Source organism: Flavobacterium sp. GT3P67 (genome assembly GCF_004349155.1).
In the GTDB taxonomy this organism is placed as follows: Bacteria; Bacteroidota; Bacteroidia; order Flavobacteriales; family Flavobacteriaceae; genus Flavobacterium; species Flavobacterium ranwuense.
The window spans coordinates 139,432-158,465 of the sequence record NZ_SMLF01000007.1 but is presented as its reverse complement, the minus strand read 5'-3'; the positions used below and the strand labels follow the sequence as shown (position 1 = coordinate 158,465).

Below are 19,034 nucleotides of genomic sequence, written 5' to 3'. Positions count from 1 at the left end.
TTCACATCTGTCTTTATCAACAATAATCACTTTAATTATGAAAAAATTTTTTCTGTTACTTCCATTTCTTTTCTTGTGTTGTAAACCAATTACTTCGGTTATAAATGAGACCGCAACAAGTTATCCGTCGACAATTGCGTATAAAGTAAAAGAAAATGATGTTGCCGAAACATTGAAATATTTAGCTTCGGATGAATTGGAAGGCAGAGAAACCGGTACAATAGGAATGGTGAAAGCTGCTGATTATTTGGAGCAGTTTTTTAAGAATAACAATGTTAAGCCTTATTTTAAATCATATCGCGACACGTTATCAACTTTCAAGGAAACCGCTTTTAATATTGTAGGTTTTGTTGAAGGAAGCGACCCAGTTCTTAAAAATGAATTTATAATTCTAAGCGCTCATTACGATCATATTGGCTTGGATAAAAAAGGTGTAAATGGAGATTTCATAAACAATGGTGCCAATGATGATGCTTCAGGAACAACTGCAGTTGCTGAAATGGCGAAATATTTTAGCATAGCCAAAAATAATAAGCGAAGTATTCTTTTTGTGTTTTTTGCAGGAGAAGAAAAAGGATTGTTAGGGTCTAAACATCTAGCCAAAAAACTGAAAGCACAAGATTTTAAATTGTATGCCCAGTTCAATATTGAAATGATTGGTGTGCCAATGAAAAGAGATTATCTAGCTTATATAACAGGTTTTGATAAATCCAATATGGCGGGTAAAATCAATGAATATACCGGAAAAAATACGATTGGTTTTCTTCCAAAAGAAGCCGAATATAAATTATTCTACAGGTCAGATAACTTCTCTTTTTATGATGTTTTCAAAGTGCCTTGCCAATCTGTGAGCACGTTTGATTTTGAAAACTTTGAATTTTACCATCATGTTTCGGATGACTTCAAAGCGATGGATATTCCGCATATGACTTCCTTTATTCAGGAGTTATTGCCTGCTGTAACGCAAATGGTAAACACGCCGACACAAGAAATCATAATGCTTAAATAGTTTAAGAAACTGCCTGATTCATATCATACGCCAAAATAAAGTACTCATTATTGTTGAATTGAAACTCACCAATAATGGTCCATTTTAGTTTTTCGGTATGTGCTTTCGCGGATGGAATATTAGTTTTGTTGATGAAAGTCAAACTCAATGGATATTTTTGGACCATGTGTGTTCTCATGAATTCAAACAGCGGTGTTATCAATCCTTTTCCACGATATTCCTTGTGAATGCAAATAGGACCATATTGAAAGCTATTGGTTGTGGTAATTTCAAAATCTAAAAAGGTCAGGTCAGAAAACAAGGAACTCATGTGATTGAAAATGGGCCATTGTTTGAAAAAATCCCAACTTCCTGCAAAAATGTAAGCAATGATTTTGTTATTGTCTTTGGCAATAAATAAGTCTTTTTCATTGATAACTTCAGTTAGTTGTTGGATCGTAAATGGTGTGGTAACAAACCCGAAAGCTTTTTCTTCTTCAGATAAATTGGCTACAAGATATAATTCCTGTAATGCCAATACGCCATCAATGTCACTCATTTTTCCAGTTTCGAATTGTATGCTTTCTGTCATTTTCTGGGAATTCAGAAGTTAATTTACTTTGTCAAAAATAAGTAAAATTATAGGAATCTTTAATTTTTATTGTTGCAACAATCCTTTGCGTAAAACATTACTTTTTTATCGTTTTTGTTTATTTTTGCTTCATGAAAAATATCATCATCACAGGAACGAGTAGGGGAATAGGATTTGAGTTGGCATTGCAATTTGCGAATGCGGGACACCAAGTACTAGCCATTTCAAGAAAAATTCCTCAAGCGTTATTGGGTAACGAAAATATCACGTGTCTTTCGGTTGATTTATCCAAGGAATCCGAATTGGAGAAAGTAAGTGATTTTGTTTCCAAGTCATGGAAACAAATAGATGCAGTCATTCATAACGCAGGAAGTTTATTGTTGAAACCCTTTTCAGAAACGACTCAGGAAGATTTTGAAAACATCTATAAAGTCAATGTTTTTGGAGTTGCTAATTTGACCCGAATTTGCCTGCCATATTTACAAAAAGGTAGCCATGTTGTAACGATAAGTTCTATGGGCGGAATTCAGGGAAGTTTAAAATTTGCCGGATTAGCAGCGTATAGTTCGAGTAAAGGCGCTGTTATTACGCTATCAGAATTATTAGCTGAAGAATATAAGGAGCGTGGAATTTCTTTCAATGTTTTAGCTTTGGGTTCTGTTCAAACAGAAATGCTTGCGGAAGCTTTTCCAGGCTATCAAGCGCCAATAACGGCGGGTGATATGGCAAATTATATTTATGATTTTACTTTGACTGGAAATAAATATTTCAACGGCAAAGTGTTGCAAGTTTCTTCTACCAATCCTTAACTTAGAGTTATAAATTATAAATTATGAGTGAAAGTATTGTAAAAACAAAGAGTTTTGAGTTGGCAATTAGAGGTGTGAATTTCTACAAATACTTAGTCGTTGAAAAGAAAGAATATATTATGAGTAAACAATTTTTGCGTTCAGTTACTTCTGTTGGAGCAAATGTCCGTGAAGCAGTAAATGCGCAAAGTAAGCCTGACTTTATTCATAAATTGTCCATAGCTCAGAAAGAATGTGATGAATCTCTTTATTGGTTAGAACTTTTAAAAGAAACCAATTATATTTCTGAGATAGAATTTGAATCGATTTACCAACAGAATAATGAAGTTTTGAAAATTATACGAAGTATTATAATAACCTCTAAGAAAAACTCATAACTCATAATTTATAACTCATAATTCCCAAATTGTTTTGAGCGAAACCTTAGCCAGATACATTCCAGAGCATGCGGTAAAACCCGTTTTCGAACTTATTGTTGCCAATCAAGTGCATCTTAAGATTGTAAACGAAAGACAGACGCGTCATGGTGATTATCGAAAAGGGTTGAATGGAAAGCATGAAATCACGGTAAATTCGAATCTGAATAAATACAAGTTTTTGATTACGTTGATTCATGAAATCTCGCATTTGGTCGCTTTTGAAAAATTTGGGAGACATATCAAACCTCATGGAAACGAGTGGAAATATTCTTTTCAACGGTTGATGATTCCTTATATTCGACCAGAAATTTTCCCGAATCACTTATTGCCTTTGTTGGCGAGGCATTTCAAAAATCCGACGGCGAGTAGTGATACCGATGCTACATTGGCTTTGGCACTGAAACAATTTGACCAACAAAATGATAAAAACTATGTATTCGAAATTCCCTATGGTAGTGTTTTCCGAATCGAAAATGGAAAGATTTTCAAGAAAATAGCAATAAGAACGAAGCGTTTTGAATGCCTCGAAATGAGTTCTGGGAAAACTTATTTATTCAATCCAAACGCTGAGGTGGAGTTGTTAAAATCTAGTTAGTTTTTTACTCTTTCAGATACGCTTCTCGTACTTTTTTGAATAAATTAGAAGAATAAACAAAGGCAACGACAGCTTCGTTATCGGTTCTGAAAATTTCTTCTTTGGTTCCTTCCCAAGCTTTTAGACCATCTTTTAAGAACAAAATTTTCTCCCCAATTTCCATCACTGAGTTCATATCATGCGTATTTATTACTGTCGTGATATTGTATTCTTCTGTAATTTCTTTGATAAGATTATCAATCAAAATAGCTGTATTTGGATCTAAACCAGAGTTGGGTTCATCACAAAACAGGTATTTTGGGTTGTTTACAATCGCGCGTGCAATCGCAACCCGTTTTTGCATTCCCCCTGAAATTTCCGAAGGTAGTTTTTTATGTGCATCAGTAAGGTTGACTCTTTTTAATACAAAGTCTACGCGCTCCTGAATTTTTGAATTATTGTCTTTGGTGAACATTTTCAATGGAAACCCAACGTTTTCAGCAACTGTCATGGAATCAAACAACGCACTTCCTTGAAAAACCATTCCTATTTCAGTTCTTAAATCACGTTTTTCATCTGGAGCGAGCTCAGAATATATTCTCCCGTCAAATGAAATTGTTCCAGATTCAGGAGTATGAATTCCTAAAAGACTTTTTAGCATAACGGTTTTCCCGGATCCGCTTTGTCCAATAATTAAATTCGTTTTTCCTGTTTCAAAAACAGTGGAAACGCCTTTAAGGATTTTGATACCGCCAAATGATTTTTCTATGTTTTTTACTTCTATCATGAGCCAAGTAACAATTGAGTTAATACGTAATTAAAAGTAATTATGGTAACTGATGTCCAAACAAAGGATACGGTACTTGCGCGTCCTACTTCGAGTGCGCCACCTTTCATGTAATATCCGTGAAAAGCAGGGATGGTCGCTAATAACATGGCAAAAATCAATGTTTTAAGAAAAGCATAAACGATATGAAACGGAATAAAATCCAATTGAGCGCCATTTATAAATTCGTCACTTGAAGTAAAACCACCATAAACACCGGCCATCCATCCACCCATAACTCCCAGGAACATACTGATTCCAATGACAAATGGATAAAGTAATAAAGCAATTATTTTTGGAAAAACTAAATAGTTTAACGAATTAACTCCCATCACTTCCAGAGCGTCAATTTGTTCGGTTACTCTCATAGTTCCAATACTTGACGTGATAAAAGAACCCATTTTTCCGGCCATAATCACAGAGATGAATGTAGGCGCAAATTCTAATATTACTGATTGTCGTGTGGCAAACCCAATAAGATATTTTGGAATTAATGGATTGGTCAGGTTCAATGCAGTTTGTATGGCAACAACGCCTCCAACAAAGAAAGAAATGAATGCTACAATACCAAGGGAACCAATAATTAAATCGTCGATTTCCTTAAAAATCAGATTTTTCATCACAGACCATTTTGTCTGTTTATTGAAAATTTCTTTTAGCATTAAGAAGTATCTTCCTATCTGCGTTATATATCGAATGAGCATCATAGTTTTGTGATTATGGGCTAAATTACAAAAATAGTTATGAGTTATAAGTTATGTGTTGGTAGTTTTCGTTAGAAAATTTTTTCTTTCATTTTCTTCAAACGATACTTGCGAATGAATTTAGCTTGTTCTTCGGTAACCAATAACGGTGTTTTTGCAGCTTTAGCTTTCCAAAAACCTTTGATGTAATCTAAAAAGAGTAACGGTTTCTTTTTCATCATCGCCAGTTTTGCCGAAGCTATGGAAGTAATTAAAAATCCATAACCTAAAGTGTAAAACGCTTCTCCTTGTTTATAGCGGGCTGTTTTGTTGTAATTAGCTCCGGTTGGTTTTAGGTGTTTCACAATCAATGAAGCATCCGTGACAACTTTCCATCCGTAAAATTTAGATAGCAATTCATCGACGGTATCCCAACCCATAGCCGGTTTTAAATTTCCTATTTGTTGGAAACATGCTTTTCTGTAGGCTTTGAATGCGCCACGAATATGGTCTTTGTCGGTTAGATTTTCCAGAATCCATTCGCCATTTTTTTCAATGTAAGCAAATCCGCCAGCCATTCCTATTGTTGCATCTTTTTCGAAAATATTTAAAATAGTCTCGAAATAGTTGTTAGGTAAAATTAAGTCGGCATCTAGTTTTACGATTACGTCATATTCTTCGTCCAGTGTTTCGAAACCTTTGTGAAAAGCCTGAATGACTTTGCTTCCCGGTAAATGCATCGCGCTTGAAGTTTTGTTTACCAATGAGATAAACGGATTTTCTTTGGCGTAAGCCGTAACTATTTCGGCTGTTTTATCCGTAGAATTGTCATTGACAATTACTACTTTTTTAGGTAGAACAGTTTGAGAAATTAAAGAATCTAGAGTTAAAGCAATGAAAGCTTCTTCGTTATGAGCTGGAATAACAATATAATAATTCATTTAAAAAATTTTAGATTTTAGATTTTAAATTTTAGATTAACGATTTGTTGTAAGACGTTAATCAAAAATCAAAAATCAGAAATCGTTAATCTACAATCTTAAATCTATTTGATTTTTTCAGCGTAAACGATATAATATCTGTTGGTGAACTTTCTTAATAAGGGACGTAAACCAAATTTCTTTACTGGATTGGTCCATTTTTGACGGTCGATTATTTTCCAACCTGTTTTTTCCAATAGCCAGTCCAGTTGCCAATCTTCAAATTCATGATAATGTCTGTCCCACAAGTCGGTTTTGCTTCTATAGGCTGGTGAAAACCACAAACGCATTGGGATAGATATAAAAAGTTTATCCGATTTTATTTCGCTTAAAATCGTGTAAGGATTTAGTAAATGTTCAAAGATTTCGAAGGCGGTTACTACATCTTTTTTTTCTGTTGAAAATACGGATTGGTCTTTGTCTATGTCTTCTCCTGTTGTATTTGTAACAGTAAAACCTTCGGACTTCATTATTTTAGAGAAAGGATTTTCAACGCCTAAATCTAATATGGTCTCTGAAGTTGAGACGTGTTTTTTTAGAAATTCTAAAGTATGTTTGAATCTTTTATTGGGAAACGTTTTTTCGTACATGTTTTTTTGATTTTGCCGCTAGGACACGAAGGCACAAATATAGTAATAAATGTGTTTTTGGGCATTGTTTTTTAGCCCGGATGGGAATGAAAATCCCGGAGCTTCAAAATGTAGTTTTTCAAGGTGCAAAAAGCGACTAAAAGAAGCTTTCTTGCACCTTATAAAAACAAGTTTTGTAGTGAGGAATTGTAGTGTACAGCCGGATTAGCTCCTGATTGTTGCGTTTCTCACAATTTTAATATCTGTAAACAAATGCGTTGATGTTCATTCCTGCACCAACGGATGCAAAGATTAGAACGTCGCCTTTTTGTATGGATTGGTTTTCAATTTCTCCGCGAATTAACAAGTCAAAAAGAGTTGGAACGGTTGCCACACTGCTATTTCCAAGTTCATGTATGCTCATGGGCATGATGTCTTTTGGTACAGGTCTGTCGTGTAATTTGTAAAAACGTTGAATTATAGCTTCGTCCATTTTTTCATTGGCTTGATGGATAAGGATTTTTTTCACGTCATCAATGCCTATTCCGCTTTTGTCTAAACAACTTTTCATTGCTGCAGGAACTTGGCTTAATGCAAATTCATAAATCTTACGTCCATACATTTTTATGTAACGAATGTCTGGATCTAAATCAGGGTTGTATGATTTTCCAAAAAACAAGTAATTTGCCTCGTCATGAGCGTAAGTTGCACTTTCGTAGGCTAACATTCCGGTTTCATCATCGGAAGCTTCAATGATAGAAGCGCCAGCGCCATCCGAATAAATCATGGAATCCCTGTCATGGGCGTCAACTACTCTCGAAAGGGTTTCGGCACCAATTACCAGACATCGTTTTGCCATGCCAGATTTGATGAAAGCATTGGCTTGAAGTACGCCTTCAATCCAACCCGGACATCCAAAAAGAATATCGTAGGCTACGCATTTTGGATTTTTTATTTGTAATTTATTTTTTACACGGGTGGCTAAGCTTGGAATCATATCAGATTGATTTGTTCCGCATTTTACATCGCCAAAGTTGTGAGCAAAAATGATATAGTCAATTGTTTCCGGGTCAATTCCTGCATTTTCTATTGCTTTTTGAGAAGCAAAAAAAGCTAAATCAGAAGAGGTGTATTGGTCTTCGGCATAACGTCTGTGTTCTATGCCAGTTATTCCTTTAAATTTATTAATGACTACTTCATTAGGGTAACCAAAAGCTGTACCGTCTTCATTCAAAAAAACATGTTCACTAAAGTCAGTATTGCTTACTTTTTTCTCAGGAATATAACTTCCTATTCCAGTTATTTTTATTTTCATCGGGTTGTTTTTCCAAAAATTCAGGCTAATTTAATGATAAATAAATTAGTACACTCACAAAATTTACTATGCATGCATATAATTATGAAATAATAATTTATTGGCAAAAATATTGATTATTTTATTGCAAATTGCAAAAAATGATGCGATATTTATTTCTTAATTGTTGCAACTTGTAAAATCGATATTTAAGGGTTTGTTTGAATTATTTGTTTGACTTTATAAAGATTACAGGTATAAAAAATGTCCCGATTTCTCGAGACATTTTTTTAAAATATTAAAAAATTAGTTTTCCATGTACGCTTCAATTGGCGCGCAAGAACAAACTAAGTTTCTATCACCATAGGCTTCATCAGCTCTACGAACGGTAGGCCAGAATTTATTTTCGGCAATGTATTCTAATGGAAAAGCTGCTTGTTCACGAGTATATGGAAAATTCCAGCTATCTGTAGTAACCATCATCAAAGTATGTGGAGCATTTTTCAACACATTATTTGGATTGTCTAAAGTGGCGGCTTCAATTTCTTTTCTGATAGCAATCATGGCGTCGCAAAAACGATCTAATTCTTCTAAGTTTTCACTTTCTGTAGGTTCAACCATTAAAGTTCCGGCAACTGGAAACGAAACGGTTGGAGCATGAAAACCATAATCCATTAAACGTTTTGCAATATCGGTTACTTCAATTCCTTTTTCTTTAAATGGACGGCATTCCAAAATCATTTCGTGAGCTGCACGACCCATTTCTCCAGAATATAACGTATCATAATGACCGTTTAATTTCTCTTTAATGTAGTTCGCATTTAAAATGGCATATTGAGTAGATTTTTTTACACCTTCAGCGCCAAGCATACAGATGTAACCATACGATATCAAACACACCAAAGCAGAACCCCAAGGTGCAGCAGAAATAGCCGTGATGGCGTTTTCTCCTCCTGTTGGAATTATAGGATTTGTAGGTAAAAATGGTACTAATTGTGGTGCTACACAGATTGGTCCTACACCAGGTCCTCCACCTCCATGAGGAATAGCGAATGTTTTGTGTAAGTTCAAGTGACATACGTCAGCACCAATAGTTGCAGGATTTGTTAATCCTACTTGAGCGTTCATGTTGGCACCATCCATATAGACTTGCCCACCGTTATCGTGGATCAGTTGTGTGATTTCTTTGATCGCGCTTTCAAAAACACCGTGAGTTGAAGGATAGGTTACCATCAAACAAGAAAGATTGTCTTTGTGAAGAATTGCTTTTTCGCGTAAATCTTCAACGTCAATATTTCCGTTTTCCAATGTTTTAGTTACCACAACTTTCATCCCGGCCATCGCCGCCGAAGCTGGATTCGTACCGTGCGCTGATGATGGAATTAAAGCAATGTTTCTATGGTGATCTCCTCTTGATTGGTGGTACGCACGAATTACCATTAATCCCGCATATTCACCTTGAGCACCAGAGTTAGGTTGCAATGTTGTTCCGGCAAAACCGGTAATAACATTTAATTGTTGTTCTAATTTAGCCAACATTTCTTGGTATCCTTGCGCTTGATCAAGTGGTGCAAACGGGTGAATGTTATTCCATTGTGGCATGCTCAAAGGCAACATTTCTGAAGCGGCATTCAGTTTCATCGTACAAGAACCTAATGAAATCATCGAATGATTCAATGCTAAATCTTTTCTTTCCAACATTTTGATGTAACGCATCAAAGCGGTTTCTGAATGGTGTTTATTGAAAACATCATGTTGCAAGAAGGTTGATGTTCTGTTTATGTTTTCTGGGAAATGATTGGTTTCTGATAAACTCTCAATTGTAGTTGCCTGAGTGCCTTTTGCGGAAGCGAAAACAGCAACGATTTTATTTAAATCGGTAATACTTGTTGTTTCGTTTAAGGAAATTGAAACGGTATTTTCGTCGATGTAATAAAAGTTAACTTCATTTTGTTCGGCGATTGCTTTTACTTTTTTGGCGTCAGCGGTAACAACAATTGTGTCAAAGAAAGCAGTATTGGTTTGTTGTAAGCCTAATTTTTCTAATTCATTTGCCAATGTTGCTGCCGAAGCATGAACTTTATCGGCAATATATTGCAATCCTTTTGGACCATGATAAACGGCATACATTCCTGCCATAACTGACAATAAAACTTGTGCGGTACAAATATTTGAAGTTGCTTTATCACGTTTAATGTGTTGCTCGCGGGTTTGTAATGCCATACGCAAGGCACGGTTTCCATCAGTATCAACAGTTACACCGATGATTCTTCCAGGCATACTTCTTTTGTACTCTTCTTTTGTAGCAAAATAAGCCGCGTGTGGACCACCATAACCTAACGGAATTCCGAAACGTTGTGTTGTTCCTAAAACTACTGCAGCGCCCATTTCTCCCGGAGGAGTCAATTTTGCCAAACTTAAAATATCAGCGGCAACAGCTACTTTTATTTCGTTTGTAGCTGCTTTAGCGATAAAAGCGGTATAATCGTGAACTTGTCCAAATTTTCCTGGATATTGAAGGATTGCTCCAAAATATTCCGATGAAAAATCGAATGTTTCATGATTTCCAACTACTAATTCAACCCCGATTGGAGTAGAACGTGTTTGTAAAACCGATAAAGTTTGTGGTAATATTTCTTCAGAAACAAAGAATTTATTGATGTTGTTTTTCTTTTGATCGCGAGTTCTTACGTCGAATAATAATGCCATTGCTTCAGCAGCGGCAGTTCCTTCGTCTAATAAAGATGCATTTGCGATTTCCATTCCGGTTAATTCGATAACCATCGTTTGGAAATTCAAAATCGCTTCTAAACGACCTTGTGCAATTTCGGCTTGATACGGTGTGTAAGCAGTGTACCATCCTGGGTTTTCAAATACATTTCTTTGGATTACCGCAGGAATAATTGCTGCATTGTAGCCTAAACCAATGTACGATTGAAAAACTTTATTTTTATTCCCTAATTTCTGGATGTGATTTGCAAACTCATATTCAGTCATAGCAGGTTCCAAGTCCAAATCAGATTTTAAACGAATATCACTTGGGATAGTTTCTTGGATCAATTGGTCAAGTGTTGCTGCCCCAATTGTCTTCAACATGTGTTCTAGATCATTCTCTCTTGGGCCAATGTGTCTTAATGCAAAAGCGTCTGTTTTCATTATATATAAAATGGGTTGTGTGTTTCTTGTTTTAAAAGGCTGTAAAAATAAATATTAATCTGCTATTAAAAGACTTTTTTAACTTGATTTTCTGTGAATTTTTCAACTAAAAACCATTCTTGTTAACACTTTGATTAATTTTGTACAATGAGATTTTTGAAACTTATATTTGATTTTTATATTAATAGCAGTATTCACGTGGGTTTATCGTGTTATGCCTTGGTGAGAATGACGCAACATATGTTCCACATTTCTTTTGATGAATCAATAGCCAACTTTGCTTTTTTTGGAACAATTGTAGGATATAATTTTGTGAAATACGATGCTTTGGCTCGAGCAAAAAAAATTGAAATGCGTAAGGAGCTAAAAGCGATTGCTTTGTTTAGTTTCTGTTCCCTTCTTTTAGTTGTCTATTATTTTTTTCTGCTGGAACGAATAACGCAAATCGTAGCGATTGTTTTTTTGAGTATTACGTTGTTGTATACACTTCCCTTTTTTCCAAATAAGAAGAATGCCAGAAATTGGGCCGGTGTAAAAATTTATATTGTGGCTTTGTGTTGGGTAGGAGTGACGTTGGTTTTGCCAGTTCTGAATGCACACATTTCAATTACTTCTGATTTCTATTTAAAATGCATGCAACGCTTTATCTTGATTTTTGTATTGGTATTGATATTTGAGATTATTGATTTAGCACATGATGATCCCAATTTGCAAACTGTTCCGCAACAGATAGGAGTAAAGCGTACTAAGATTTTGGGGTATTTTTTATTAATTATTTTTTGTACACTAGAATTTTTCAATTCAAATAGTAATGTCAATTTTCAATTCTTTCTATTGGAATTACTATTGATTTTTGCCATTGCTATAACTACTGCCTTTTTTCTGTTTTTTGCGAATGAAAAACGAACTAAATATTACACTTCTTTTTGGGCGGAAAGTGTTCCGATTGTTTGGTGGTTATTGCTTCTCATTTTCTGATAGAGCTTTCAGTGTTTTATTTCTTTCGATAATAAAATTTATCAAATGATTTTTTAAAAACAGTAAATCAAATAATTTTCCAAAAAATCCATAAGGCACTTCATAATATAATTTATCCTTCATTATGGTAATACCATCTTCTTCATTAAATAGATGTTCATGTCGGAATGATTTGAATTTTCCTTCTTCCATTTCATCAACAAAATAGTCATATAAGATCATTGCAGTGATTCGGCTTTTATGATTCAAATAAATGCCAAAATGTTTGCCCCGCCAAGTCACCGTTTCAGTGTAGTTGATTAACCCGGAAGTTATTCCGTCAATGGCAGTTTCTTTTGTGAAATTAGCAGATTTTTGATGTGTATCAACATTTCTGGATAAATCAAAAACAGTTTGTATTGGGGCGTTTATTTTTGTTAATACCTTTATAGTTGTCATCATATTTAGATTTTAGTTTGTCTTTAATGATAATTTTGGAACTGACAGAAAAAGAAGTTGCCTTTAAATTCTTGATAAAAATAAAGTGTTTTTGTGTTTTGTTTCCAAAGTACTGTGCTTATAATCAAATGTTTACTTATTCAAAATTACTATAAAAAACATTTTAATTCCTAATACATGGATATTTATTTTTAGAAATAAATGAAAATATTTTAAAAAAACCGAAGCTTTCACTCCGGTTTCTATGATCTAAAAGTCGTATTATCCAATAATCTAAACCAATCCTGCTCTTCTCAATAGTGCTTCCGGTTTTGGTTCTTGTCCTCTAAAGCGTTTGTATAAAATCATCGGATGTTCTGTTCCGCCTTTAGAAAGCACATTTTCTTTAAATTTTGTGGCTACTTCTTTATTGAAAATACCTTTTTCCTGAAAATATTCGAAAGCATCTGCATCGAGAACTTCTGCCCATTTATAACTGTAATAACCAGAAGAATAGCCGCCTTGAAAAATATGGGAGAAAGAAGTGCTCATCGCATTTTCTTTTACATCAGGATACAATTGTGTTGCTGCAAATTGTTCGGTTTCAAAAGCTTTGATGGCTGCTATGTTTGATGGATCTTGTGCGTGCCAACCCATGTCCAACAATCCAAAACTCAATTGACGCATCGTTGCCATTCCTTCTTGAAAACTCGCGCTTTCCTTGATTTTATGCACTAATTCCATTGGAATCATTTCGCCAGTTTGGTAATGATATGCGAACAATGCCAAAGCTTCTGGCTCGTAACACCAGTTTTCCAGAATCTGACTTGGTAATTCCACAAAATCCCAATACACAGAAGTTCCGGATAAACTTGGATACATGGTGTTAGCTAACATCCCGTGCAACGCGTGACCAAATTCATGAAACAAAGTCGTGACTTCGTTAAATGTTAATAAAGATGGTTTTGTTTCGGTTGGTTTCGTGAAATTACATACAATTGAAATATGCGGTCTTTCGTTAATCCCTTTTTTGATGTATTGTGATTTAAAAGACGTCATCCAAGCGCCGTTGCGTTTTCCTTTTCTTGGAAAGAAATCAGCATAGAAAACAGCAACCAGTTGGTCGTTTTCATCTTTTACTGCGTACGTTTTTACTTCTTCATGGTATTTATCGACTTCGAAAATTTCTTCGAAAGTGATTCCGTATAATTTTTGCGCTACTGCAAAAGCACCGTCCAAAACTTTTTCTAATTGGAAATAAGGTTTTAATATTTCATCATCCAAATTGAATAATTGTTGTTTCAGTTTTTCGGAGTAATACGCACCGTCCCATTTCTCGAGTTGTTCGATTCCGTGTAATTCTTTGGCAAAAGCGGTCAATTGTGCAAATTCTTTCAAAGCTGCCGGTTTCGCTTTTTCCAATAAATCATTCGAAAATGTTTTTACTTTCTCCGGACTTTCTGCCATTCTTTCTTCAAGAACAAAATGAGCGTGAGTAGTATAACCTAAAACTTGTGCTCTGTCAAAACGTAATTTTGCAATTTTCAGCACGATTTCCTGATTGTCAAATTCATTGTTTTGAAAGCCTTTGGCACCAAAAGCAATTGCCATTTTCTTGCGCAATTCGCGATTATCAGCATACGTCACAAACGGAACATAACTTGGATAATCCAAGGTAAAAATCCAACCTTCTTTTTCTTGGCTTTTAGCCAAAGAATGAGCGGCTTCGATAGTTCCTTCCGGTAAACCGGCTAAATCGGATTCATTCGTAATATGCAATTGATAGGCTTGCGTTTCGGCCAATACATTTTCGCCAAACTGTAAACTCAATTTCGATAATTCTTTGTCGATTTCTCGTAATTGATTTTTTTTATCTTCCGGCAAATTGGCTCCGTTTCTGGAAAAACTTTTATATTTTTTGTCTAAAAGCGTAGTTTGCTCCGGATTTAGATTCAGTTTTTCTCGTTGCTCATAAACCGTTTTCACTCTAGCAAATAAATCAGGGTTAAGACGAACATCATTTCCAAATTCAGATAATAAAGGAGAAACTTCCTGAGCGATTTTTTGAATTTCGTCATTTGTTTCCGCTGAATTCAAGTTGAAAAAGATGCTTGAAATTCGATCCAAAACATCTCCGCTGAATGCTAATGCTTCAATGGTGTTTTCGAAAGTGGGTAGTATAGGATTTCGTACAATAGCATCGATTTCGGATTTTGCTAATTCGATCCCTTTTTGAAAAGCAGGAAGAAAATCTTCGTTTTTAATTTTCGAAAAAGGCGCAGTATTGTACCTTGTATTGAAATGGTGGGTTAAGATGCTCATTTGTATTTTTTAATAAAAATAATTCGATGTTTAAAGATAACAAATGTACGGATTTAATAAAAAAAATGAAGTTGATAAAGCAATTGATTTGCTCCAAAATGGCGCTGTTGATTGTGTTATTTAAATGTTATTTATTTCGTTTCGCAGAAATAAAGCCCTAAATTGTAAAAAAAGATTGGTTTCTGAAGAAGCAAATCAAAAAAAGAAATAAATATTCAAAGAAAACATGAATTATCAAATTATAATAAATAGAGTCAATACAGTTGACCAAATTGAAGCGTATTGGACAAATGATGACTACATTAGACTGCTTGAAAAATTCGATTATCCAGATGCTTCTGATGCGGATGCTTCCAGTTTAAAAGAGCTGCTTTTTATGGCAATAAGTGATTTTGAACCCAAAGAGGCTGCCGTGATCGTATTAGAATATAAGTTGTCAGAACATTTAAACGAAGGTCAAATCCAACAATTATCAAACGATATGTTTTTGGATAAAGTGTGTGAAGAATATCCGGAGATAGGTTTGCATTCGACTTTATTTCATATCAATCAATTGCTTTTTAAAGCCTATAACGGTAAATTTCCGAATGCAAAAGCAACAATTATCGAGTGTAGTATGACACCATTAGAAAGTGAAAATGAGATGCAGTTGACCAAAGAGAATGTACTGAAATTATTAAGTAATGGCTTGTCAAGTAGTAATCTTATTAAAAGACTGTTTGATAATGCGATGAATGAAAATGCTCCTTTTCCAGAAGCGGAGGATGTTTTGTGGGATTTAACAACTACCGATAATCTGAATTATACGATTACAACTTCGGAATATTGGTTAAATAAAGATGATATAATTGCTTCGGAATTTGAAGGAATTTTAGAAATAGCAGTAGATGTTGAGTAAATAATTCAAGATTTTAAATAAAAAGCTCCATAATGGAGCTTTTTTTATTTTTTTAGACTTTCTGAAGCAATATTAACGGCTTCTTTCAATCCTGTTTTATATTTAATTATCTTTTCCATCACACTTTTGTCGTGGCTTCCTATGATTTGAGCGGCAAGAATCCCCGCATTTTTGGAGCCATTTAAAGCTACTGTTGCTACAGGAACTCCGCCTGGCATTTGTAGAATAGATAAAACACTATCCCAGCCATCGATTGAATTACTGGATTTTACAGGAACCCCAATAACCGGTAATGGAGACATCGAAGCAACCATTCCTGGTAAATGTGCAGCACCGCCAGCACCGGCAATAATTACCGAAATGCCACGAGTGTGCGCATTTTTGCTGAAATCAAATAATTTTTCGGGTGTTCTGTGTGCCGATACAATATCGATTTCTATTTCTATATCGAATGCTTTTAGGATGTCTATGGCTTCTTGCATTACGGGCATGTCAGAAATGCTTCCCATGATTACGGCTACTTTCATTATTTTTTATTTAAAGATTTAAGTATTTAAAGATTTTTTGAGAAACTCAATTTTGTTGGTGTTCTGAATTTTTCAATCCTTTAATTTTTCAATTAACTGATTACTCTTATCGTATTCTTTACATCCTCGGCAATTCTTCGCGCTTCGTTGATGTTTTGATTTACTATAGTTACATGTCCCATTTTTCTAAAAGGACGGGTCTGTTTTTTGCCATAAATGTGAGGTGTAACACCATTCCAGCCTAATATTTTTTCAATATTTTGATACACTACATCTCCGGAATAACCTTCTTCGCCCGAGAGATTAACCATAATTCCAGCTACTTTACTGTCAGTATTTCCCAAAGGTAAATTAAGAATCGCTCGCAAATGATTCTCAAATTGCGAAGTATAACTGGCTTCTATGGAATAATGTCCTGAATTGTGCGGGCGTGGAGCGACTTCGTTCACGAGGATTTCATCGTCTTCGGTTTGAAACATTTCGACTGCTAAAAGTCCTACGTGATTGAATTTTTCGGAAACATTCAGGGCGATTGCTCTTGCTTTTTCAGCTACATTATCATCAATTCGAGCCGGACAGATCACATATTCGACTTGGTTGGCTTCCGGATGAAACTCCATTTCGACCACAGGATAGGTTTTTATTTCTCCTGATGGATTGCGACAAACGATGACGGCCAATTCATTTTTGAACGGAACCATTTCTTCAGCAATACATTCTACATTGGCTAAATTGTCTAGATCTGAGATTTGTCGAATAACTTTAACGCCATTCCCGTCATAACCAAATTCCGTACATTTCCATACAAACGGAAGTTTTGTTTTAGAATCCAAGATGTCAACAATTAGACTTTTTAGATTTTTAAATCGCTTGTAATTAGCTGTTGGAATGGCATGTTGAATATAAAAATCTTTCTGTATTCCTTTATTTTGAATGAGTTTCAAAGTTTTAGGGGAAGGATATACTTTTACTCCTTCGTCCTCTAGTTTTACTAAAGCTTCAAGATTTACCAATTCGATTTCGAAAGTTAGAACATCAACTTTTTTACCAAAATTGTAAACCGTTTCAAAATCCATTAAATCGCCTTTGAAGAATTGATTGCAGGCTATTTTACATGGTGCTTCATCACTTGGATCAAGAACATAAGTTTGTATGTCGAATTTTCGGGTGTCAAACAACAGCATTTTGCCCAGTTGTCCTCCGCCGAGAATTCCCAATTTAAAATCAGTAGAAAAATAATTCATTGTGTAGTAATTTGTGCAAAGATAATTGATAAAAAACAAATGTCAATTTATTGTTTGTTGATTTGAGTTGGTTAGTGGTGTTTTTCAAATTTGAAGGTAATAATGATATATTCGTATCTATTTTATGGATTAATGGATAAACAGGTATTTTTACCTGCTTTAGGTTGTTAATTTACCTTTAGTTTAGCAGACTGATTTGAGCCAGTTATAGAGTGAAATAAGTCGATTGTTACTTATTGTATTTGTTAAAGCTGGATTTTAAAATAAATTTAAAATTGGAAACCAATTAAAAAACAGCAAGAAAAATATTTGTTGCTGTTTCGATCTTGAAGACTGGAATTAAAGACATGTCTAAGTTAGTTTGCTAAGTTTTTGATTTTATTGTGATTAACTTTTAATGTGTAGGTTTTATATTGATAAATAATTTACATTTTATTTGATTTTTAAAATAACTAAATCGTTATATACATGACCTTAAATAATTGGCCTAAACACATTCAAAAATACCTGTTTCTTCTGAAGGATGGCTTTCTTGAATTACCCTATTTGTCCAATTCACCACAAGCCATGTTGGATAGTTTAGTAAAATTACCGGTAACCCATCATAAAACTTTACAACAATCCATTTATTTGAACAATGCTTTCTGTAAAGGGGTAATGCGCTATCGCGAAATGGAAGACGGTTTTTGGGTTTTGGCAACAGATATAAACATCAAAGAAAATATCATTGCTAAAGCAGTTTATGATGAAAATCAATTAAGGGATTATTATTTCCTGTCATTTTCTGTATTTGAATATAAATATCCTTTTAAAAATTCAAATGACATCACGCTTCTAAGTACGTGTTGGACTTTTTACAAACCCGGAACCGAAGTGGCTACCTATTTTTATAAGGGTACAACAGGGACGTTTTTTAATATTGCCATTAGTAAAGAATGGGCCGATAAAAATCTTACGTCTAAAAATTTTCCTCAAAAAGAGGCAATAAAAGATTTTTTAAATACTGAAAAAGGATTTTATACCTGGTTAGACATCGCTCCAAAAGCGCACGGTTTGGCCAAAAAAATATCAAAAATTTTAGAAACCGAAAGTGAGGATTCGTTTAATATTGTTGATTTAAAAAAACAGTGTATGAAATTGATTGCTGCATTTTTTGATAATTCTTTTGAAGATAATCGCATTTTAGATAATGTTTCGTTAAACAATTTAGATTACTATAATGTTGCCAAGGCAGAGAAAATGATTTTGCACCATTTGCATCTTCCGTTCTTAGGCATCGATAGTATTGCCGCTCATGTAGAGATTTCACCAACAAAATTGAAGTCTGATTTCAAAACGGTGTTTGGGTTTTCTATGTTGAAATACCACAAAGAAAAAAACATGTTGCTGGCGATGCAATTGATTCAAAATTCTGATATTCCAATTCAAGATATTACAGCCGTGACGGGTCATGAATGCGGCAGTAAATTTGCCGCCAATTTTAAAAAACGCTTTGGTAAACTTCCGCCTGAAACGCGACTTTTTTCAGAAGTAAAAGAAGCGGTGTAATGCCTTTTTTGGGACTATTTTTTGAGTTTTGTTATTATTTTTTTTAAAATTTTAGCTTTAACTGTAATAATATAAATTATTGATTTTCATTATCTTAATAAGTATAAAATTGAATTTAATCTATTCTTTCTTTAGAAAAACAACAACCAGTCTTAATGGGCTGTCGATATGTCCTAATGGGCTATTCTTTCGCTTTTTTTTCTTTTATTT

The 19,034-nt window shown here is 34.5% G+C and carries 18 protein-coding genes; 7 read left to right on the top strand and 11 right to left on the bottom strand.

What is annotated here, in order from left to right; all coding sequences use genetic code 11:
- Window positions 1–37: 37 nt before the first annotated feature.
- The gene (locus E0H99_RS12415) at window positions 38–1,009 is read left to right on the top strand and encodes a M28 family peptidase (RefSeq protein ID WP_131995923.1); all 972 of its coding nucleotides are present in this window, start codon (window positions 38–40) and stop codon (window positions 1,007–1,009) included.
- Window position 1,010: 1 nt separating this feature from the next.
- Here the strand turns inward: E0H99_RS12415 and E0H99_RS12410 are convergent, their stop codons facing one another.
- Window positions 1,011–1,580 carry a GNAT family acetyltransferase gene (locus E0H99_RS12410; RefSeq protein WP_131995919.1) on the bottom strand — a complete coding sequence of 190 codons (570 nt, stop codon included), beginning with the start codon at window positions 1,578–1,580 and terminating at the stop codon, window positions 1,011–1,013.
- A gap of 131 nt (window positions 1,581–1,711) precedes the next feature.
- On the opposite strand from E0H99_RS12410, the gene E0H99_RS12405 reads away from it, so the two are divergent.
- Genes E0H99_RS12405 through E0H99_RS12395 form a run of 3 tightly spaced genes read left to right on the top strand, consistent with a single transcriptional unit; the run spans window position 1,712 to window position 3,403 of the window.
- Window positions 1,712–2,389, top strand: coding sequence for an SDR family NAD(P)-dependent oxidoreductase (locus E0H99_RS12405; protein WP_131995916.1), 678 nt, complete (start codon window positions 1,712–1,714; stop codon window positions 2,387–2,389).
- 23 nt (window positions 2,390–2,412) lie between these two features.
- Entirely contained in the window at window positions 2,413–2,766 is a 354-nt protein-coding gene (locus tag E0H99_RS12400; protein WP_131995913.1) for a four helix bundle protein, read from the top strand.
- Window positions 2,767–2,800: 34 nt separating this feature from the next.
- Window positions 2,801–3,403, top strand: a complete 603-nt coding sequence (locus tag E0H99_RS12395; protein ID WP_131995911.1) for a SprT-like domain-containing protein — start codon at window positions 2,801–2,803, stop codon at window positions 3,401–3,403.
- A gap of 4 nt (window positions 3,404–3,407) precedes the next feature.
- Here the strand turns inward: E0H99_RS12395 and E0H99_RS12390 are convergent, their stop codons facing one another.
- From E0H99_RS12390 to gcvP, 6 genes are all read right to left on the bottom strand, one after another.
- A complete protein-coding gene (locus E0H99_RS12390; protein WP_131916971.1) occupies window positions 3,408–4,169 on the bottom strand; it encodes an ABC transporter ATP-binding protein in 762 nt (253 codons plus the stop codon).
- Window positions 4,166–4,915, bottom strand: coding sequence for an MlaE family ABC transporter permease (locus E0H99_RS12385; RefSeq protein ID WP_131995909.1), 750 nt, complete (start codon window positions 4,913–4,915; stop codon window positions 4,166–4,168). The genes E0H99_RS12390 and E0H99_RS12385 overlap by 4 nt, the downstream gene beginning before the upstream one ends.
- Before the next feature lie 68 nt (window positions 4,916–4,983).
- Window positions 4,984–5,832: a glycosyltransferase family 2 protein gene (locus tag E0H99_RS12380; protein ID WP_131995907.1), complete on the bottom strand. Its 849-nt coding sequence runs from the start codon at window positions 5,830–5,832 to the stop codon at window positions 4,984–4,986.
- A 104-nt stretch (window positions 5,833–5,936) separates the two neighbouring features.
- The gene (locus E0H99_RS12375; RefSeq protein ID WP_131995905.1) at window positions 5,937–6,461 is read right to left on the bottom strand and encodes a methyltransferase; all 525 of its coding nucleotides are present in this window, start codon (window positions 6,459–6,461) and stop codon (window positions 5,937–5,939) included.
- Between the two features lie 235 nt (window positions 6,462–6,696).
- On the bottom strand, window positions 6,697–7,755 hold the full coding sequence (locus E0H99_RS12370; RefSeq protein ID WP_131995903.1) for a 3-oxoacyl-ACP synthase III family protein: 1,059 nt from the start codon (window positions 7,753–7,755) through the stop codon (window positions 6,697–6,699).
- Between the two features lie 285 nt (window positions 7,756–8,040).
- On the bottom strand, window positions 8,041–10,890 hold the full coding sequence (gene gcvP, locus E0H99_RS12365; RefSeq protein WP_131995901.1) for an aminomethyl-transferring glycine dehydrogenase: 2,850 nt from the start codon (window positions 10,888–10,890) through the stop codon (window positions 8,041–8,043).
- A gap of 147 nt (window positions 10,891–11,037) precedes the next feature.
- On the opposite strand from gcvP, the gene E0H99_RS12360 reads away from it, so the two are divergent.
- Window positions 11,038–11,868 carry a hypothetical protein gene (locus tag E0H99_RS12360; RefSeq protein ID WP_131995894.1) on the top strand — a complete coding sequence of 277 codons (831 nt, stop codon included), beginning with the start codon at window positions 11,038–11,040 and terminating at the stop codon, window positions 11,866–11,868.
- On the opposite strand, the gene E0H99_RS12355 is transcribed toward E0H99_RS12360, so the two are convergent.
- Together E0H99_RS12355 and E0H99_RS12350 are read right to left on the bottom strand one after the other, a co-directional pair.
- The gene (locus E0H99_RS12355; protein WP_235832090.1) at window positions 11,848–12,309 is read right to left on the bottom strand and encodes an SRPBCC family protein; all 462 of its coding nucleotides are present in this window, start codon (window positions 12,307–12,309) and stop codon (window positions 11,848–11,850) included. The genes E0H99_RS12360 and E0H99_RS12355 overlap by 21 nt on opposite strands.
- Before the next feature lie 270 nt (window positions 12,310–12,579).
- A complete protein-coding gene (locus E0H99_RS12350; RefSeq protein WP_131995891.1) occupies window positions 12,580–14,607 on the bottom strand; it encodes a M3 family metallopeptidase in 2,028 nt (675 codons plus the stop codon).
- 226 nt (window positions 14,608–14,833) lie between these two features.
- Here E0H99_RS12350 and E0H99_RS12345 point away from each other — a divergent pair, with 226 nt between their 5' ends.
- Window positions 14,834–15,505: a hypothetical protein gene (locus tag E0H99_RS12345; protein WP_131995888.1), complete on the top strand. Its 672-nt coding sequence runs from the start codon at window positions 14,834–14,836 to the stop codon at window positions 15,503–15,505.
- 44 nt (window positions 15,506–15,549) lie between these two features.
- Here E0H99_RS12345 and purE read toward each other — a convergent pair whose 3' ends face one another.
- The gene (gene purE / locus E0H99_RS12340) at window positions 15,550–16,035 is read right to left on the bottom strand and encodes a 5-(carboxyamino)imidazole ribonucleotide mutase (protein ID WP_165930300.1); all 486 of its coding nucleotides are present in this window, start codon (window positions 16,033–16,035) and stop codon (window positions 15,550–15,552) included.
- Between the two features lie 89 nt (window positions 16,036–16,124).
- On the bottom strand, window positions 16,125–17,276 hold the full coding sequence (locus E0H99_RS12335; protein ID WP_131995882.1) for a 5-(carboxyamino)imidazole ribonucleotide synthase: 1,152 nt from the start codon (window positions 17,274–17,276) through the stop codon (window positions 16,125–16,127).
- A gap of 468 nt (window positions 17,277–17,744) precedes the next feature.
- Between E0H99_RS12335 and E0H99_RS12330 the strand changes: the two genes are divergently transcribed.
- Window positions 17,745–18,824 (top strand): helix-turn-helix domain-containing protein, encoded by a 1,080-nt coding sequence (locus E0H99_RS12330; RefSeq protein WP_131995879.1) that lies wholly within the window; start codon window positions 17,745–17,747, stop codon window positions 18,822–18,824.
- Window positions 18,825–19,034: the final 210 nt, after the last annotated feature.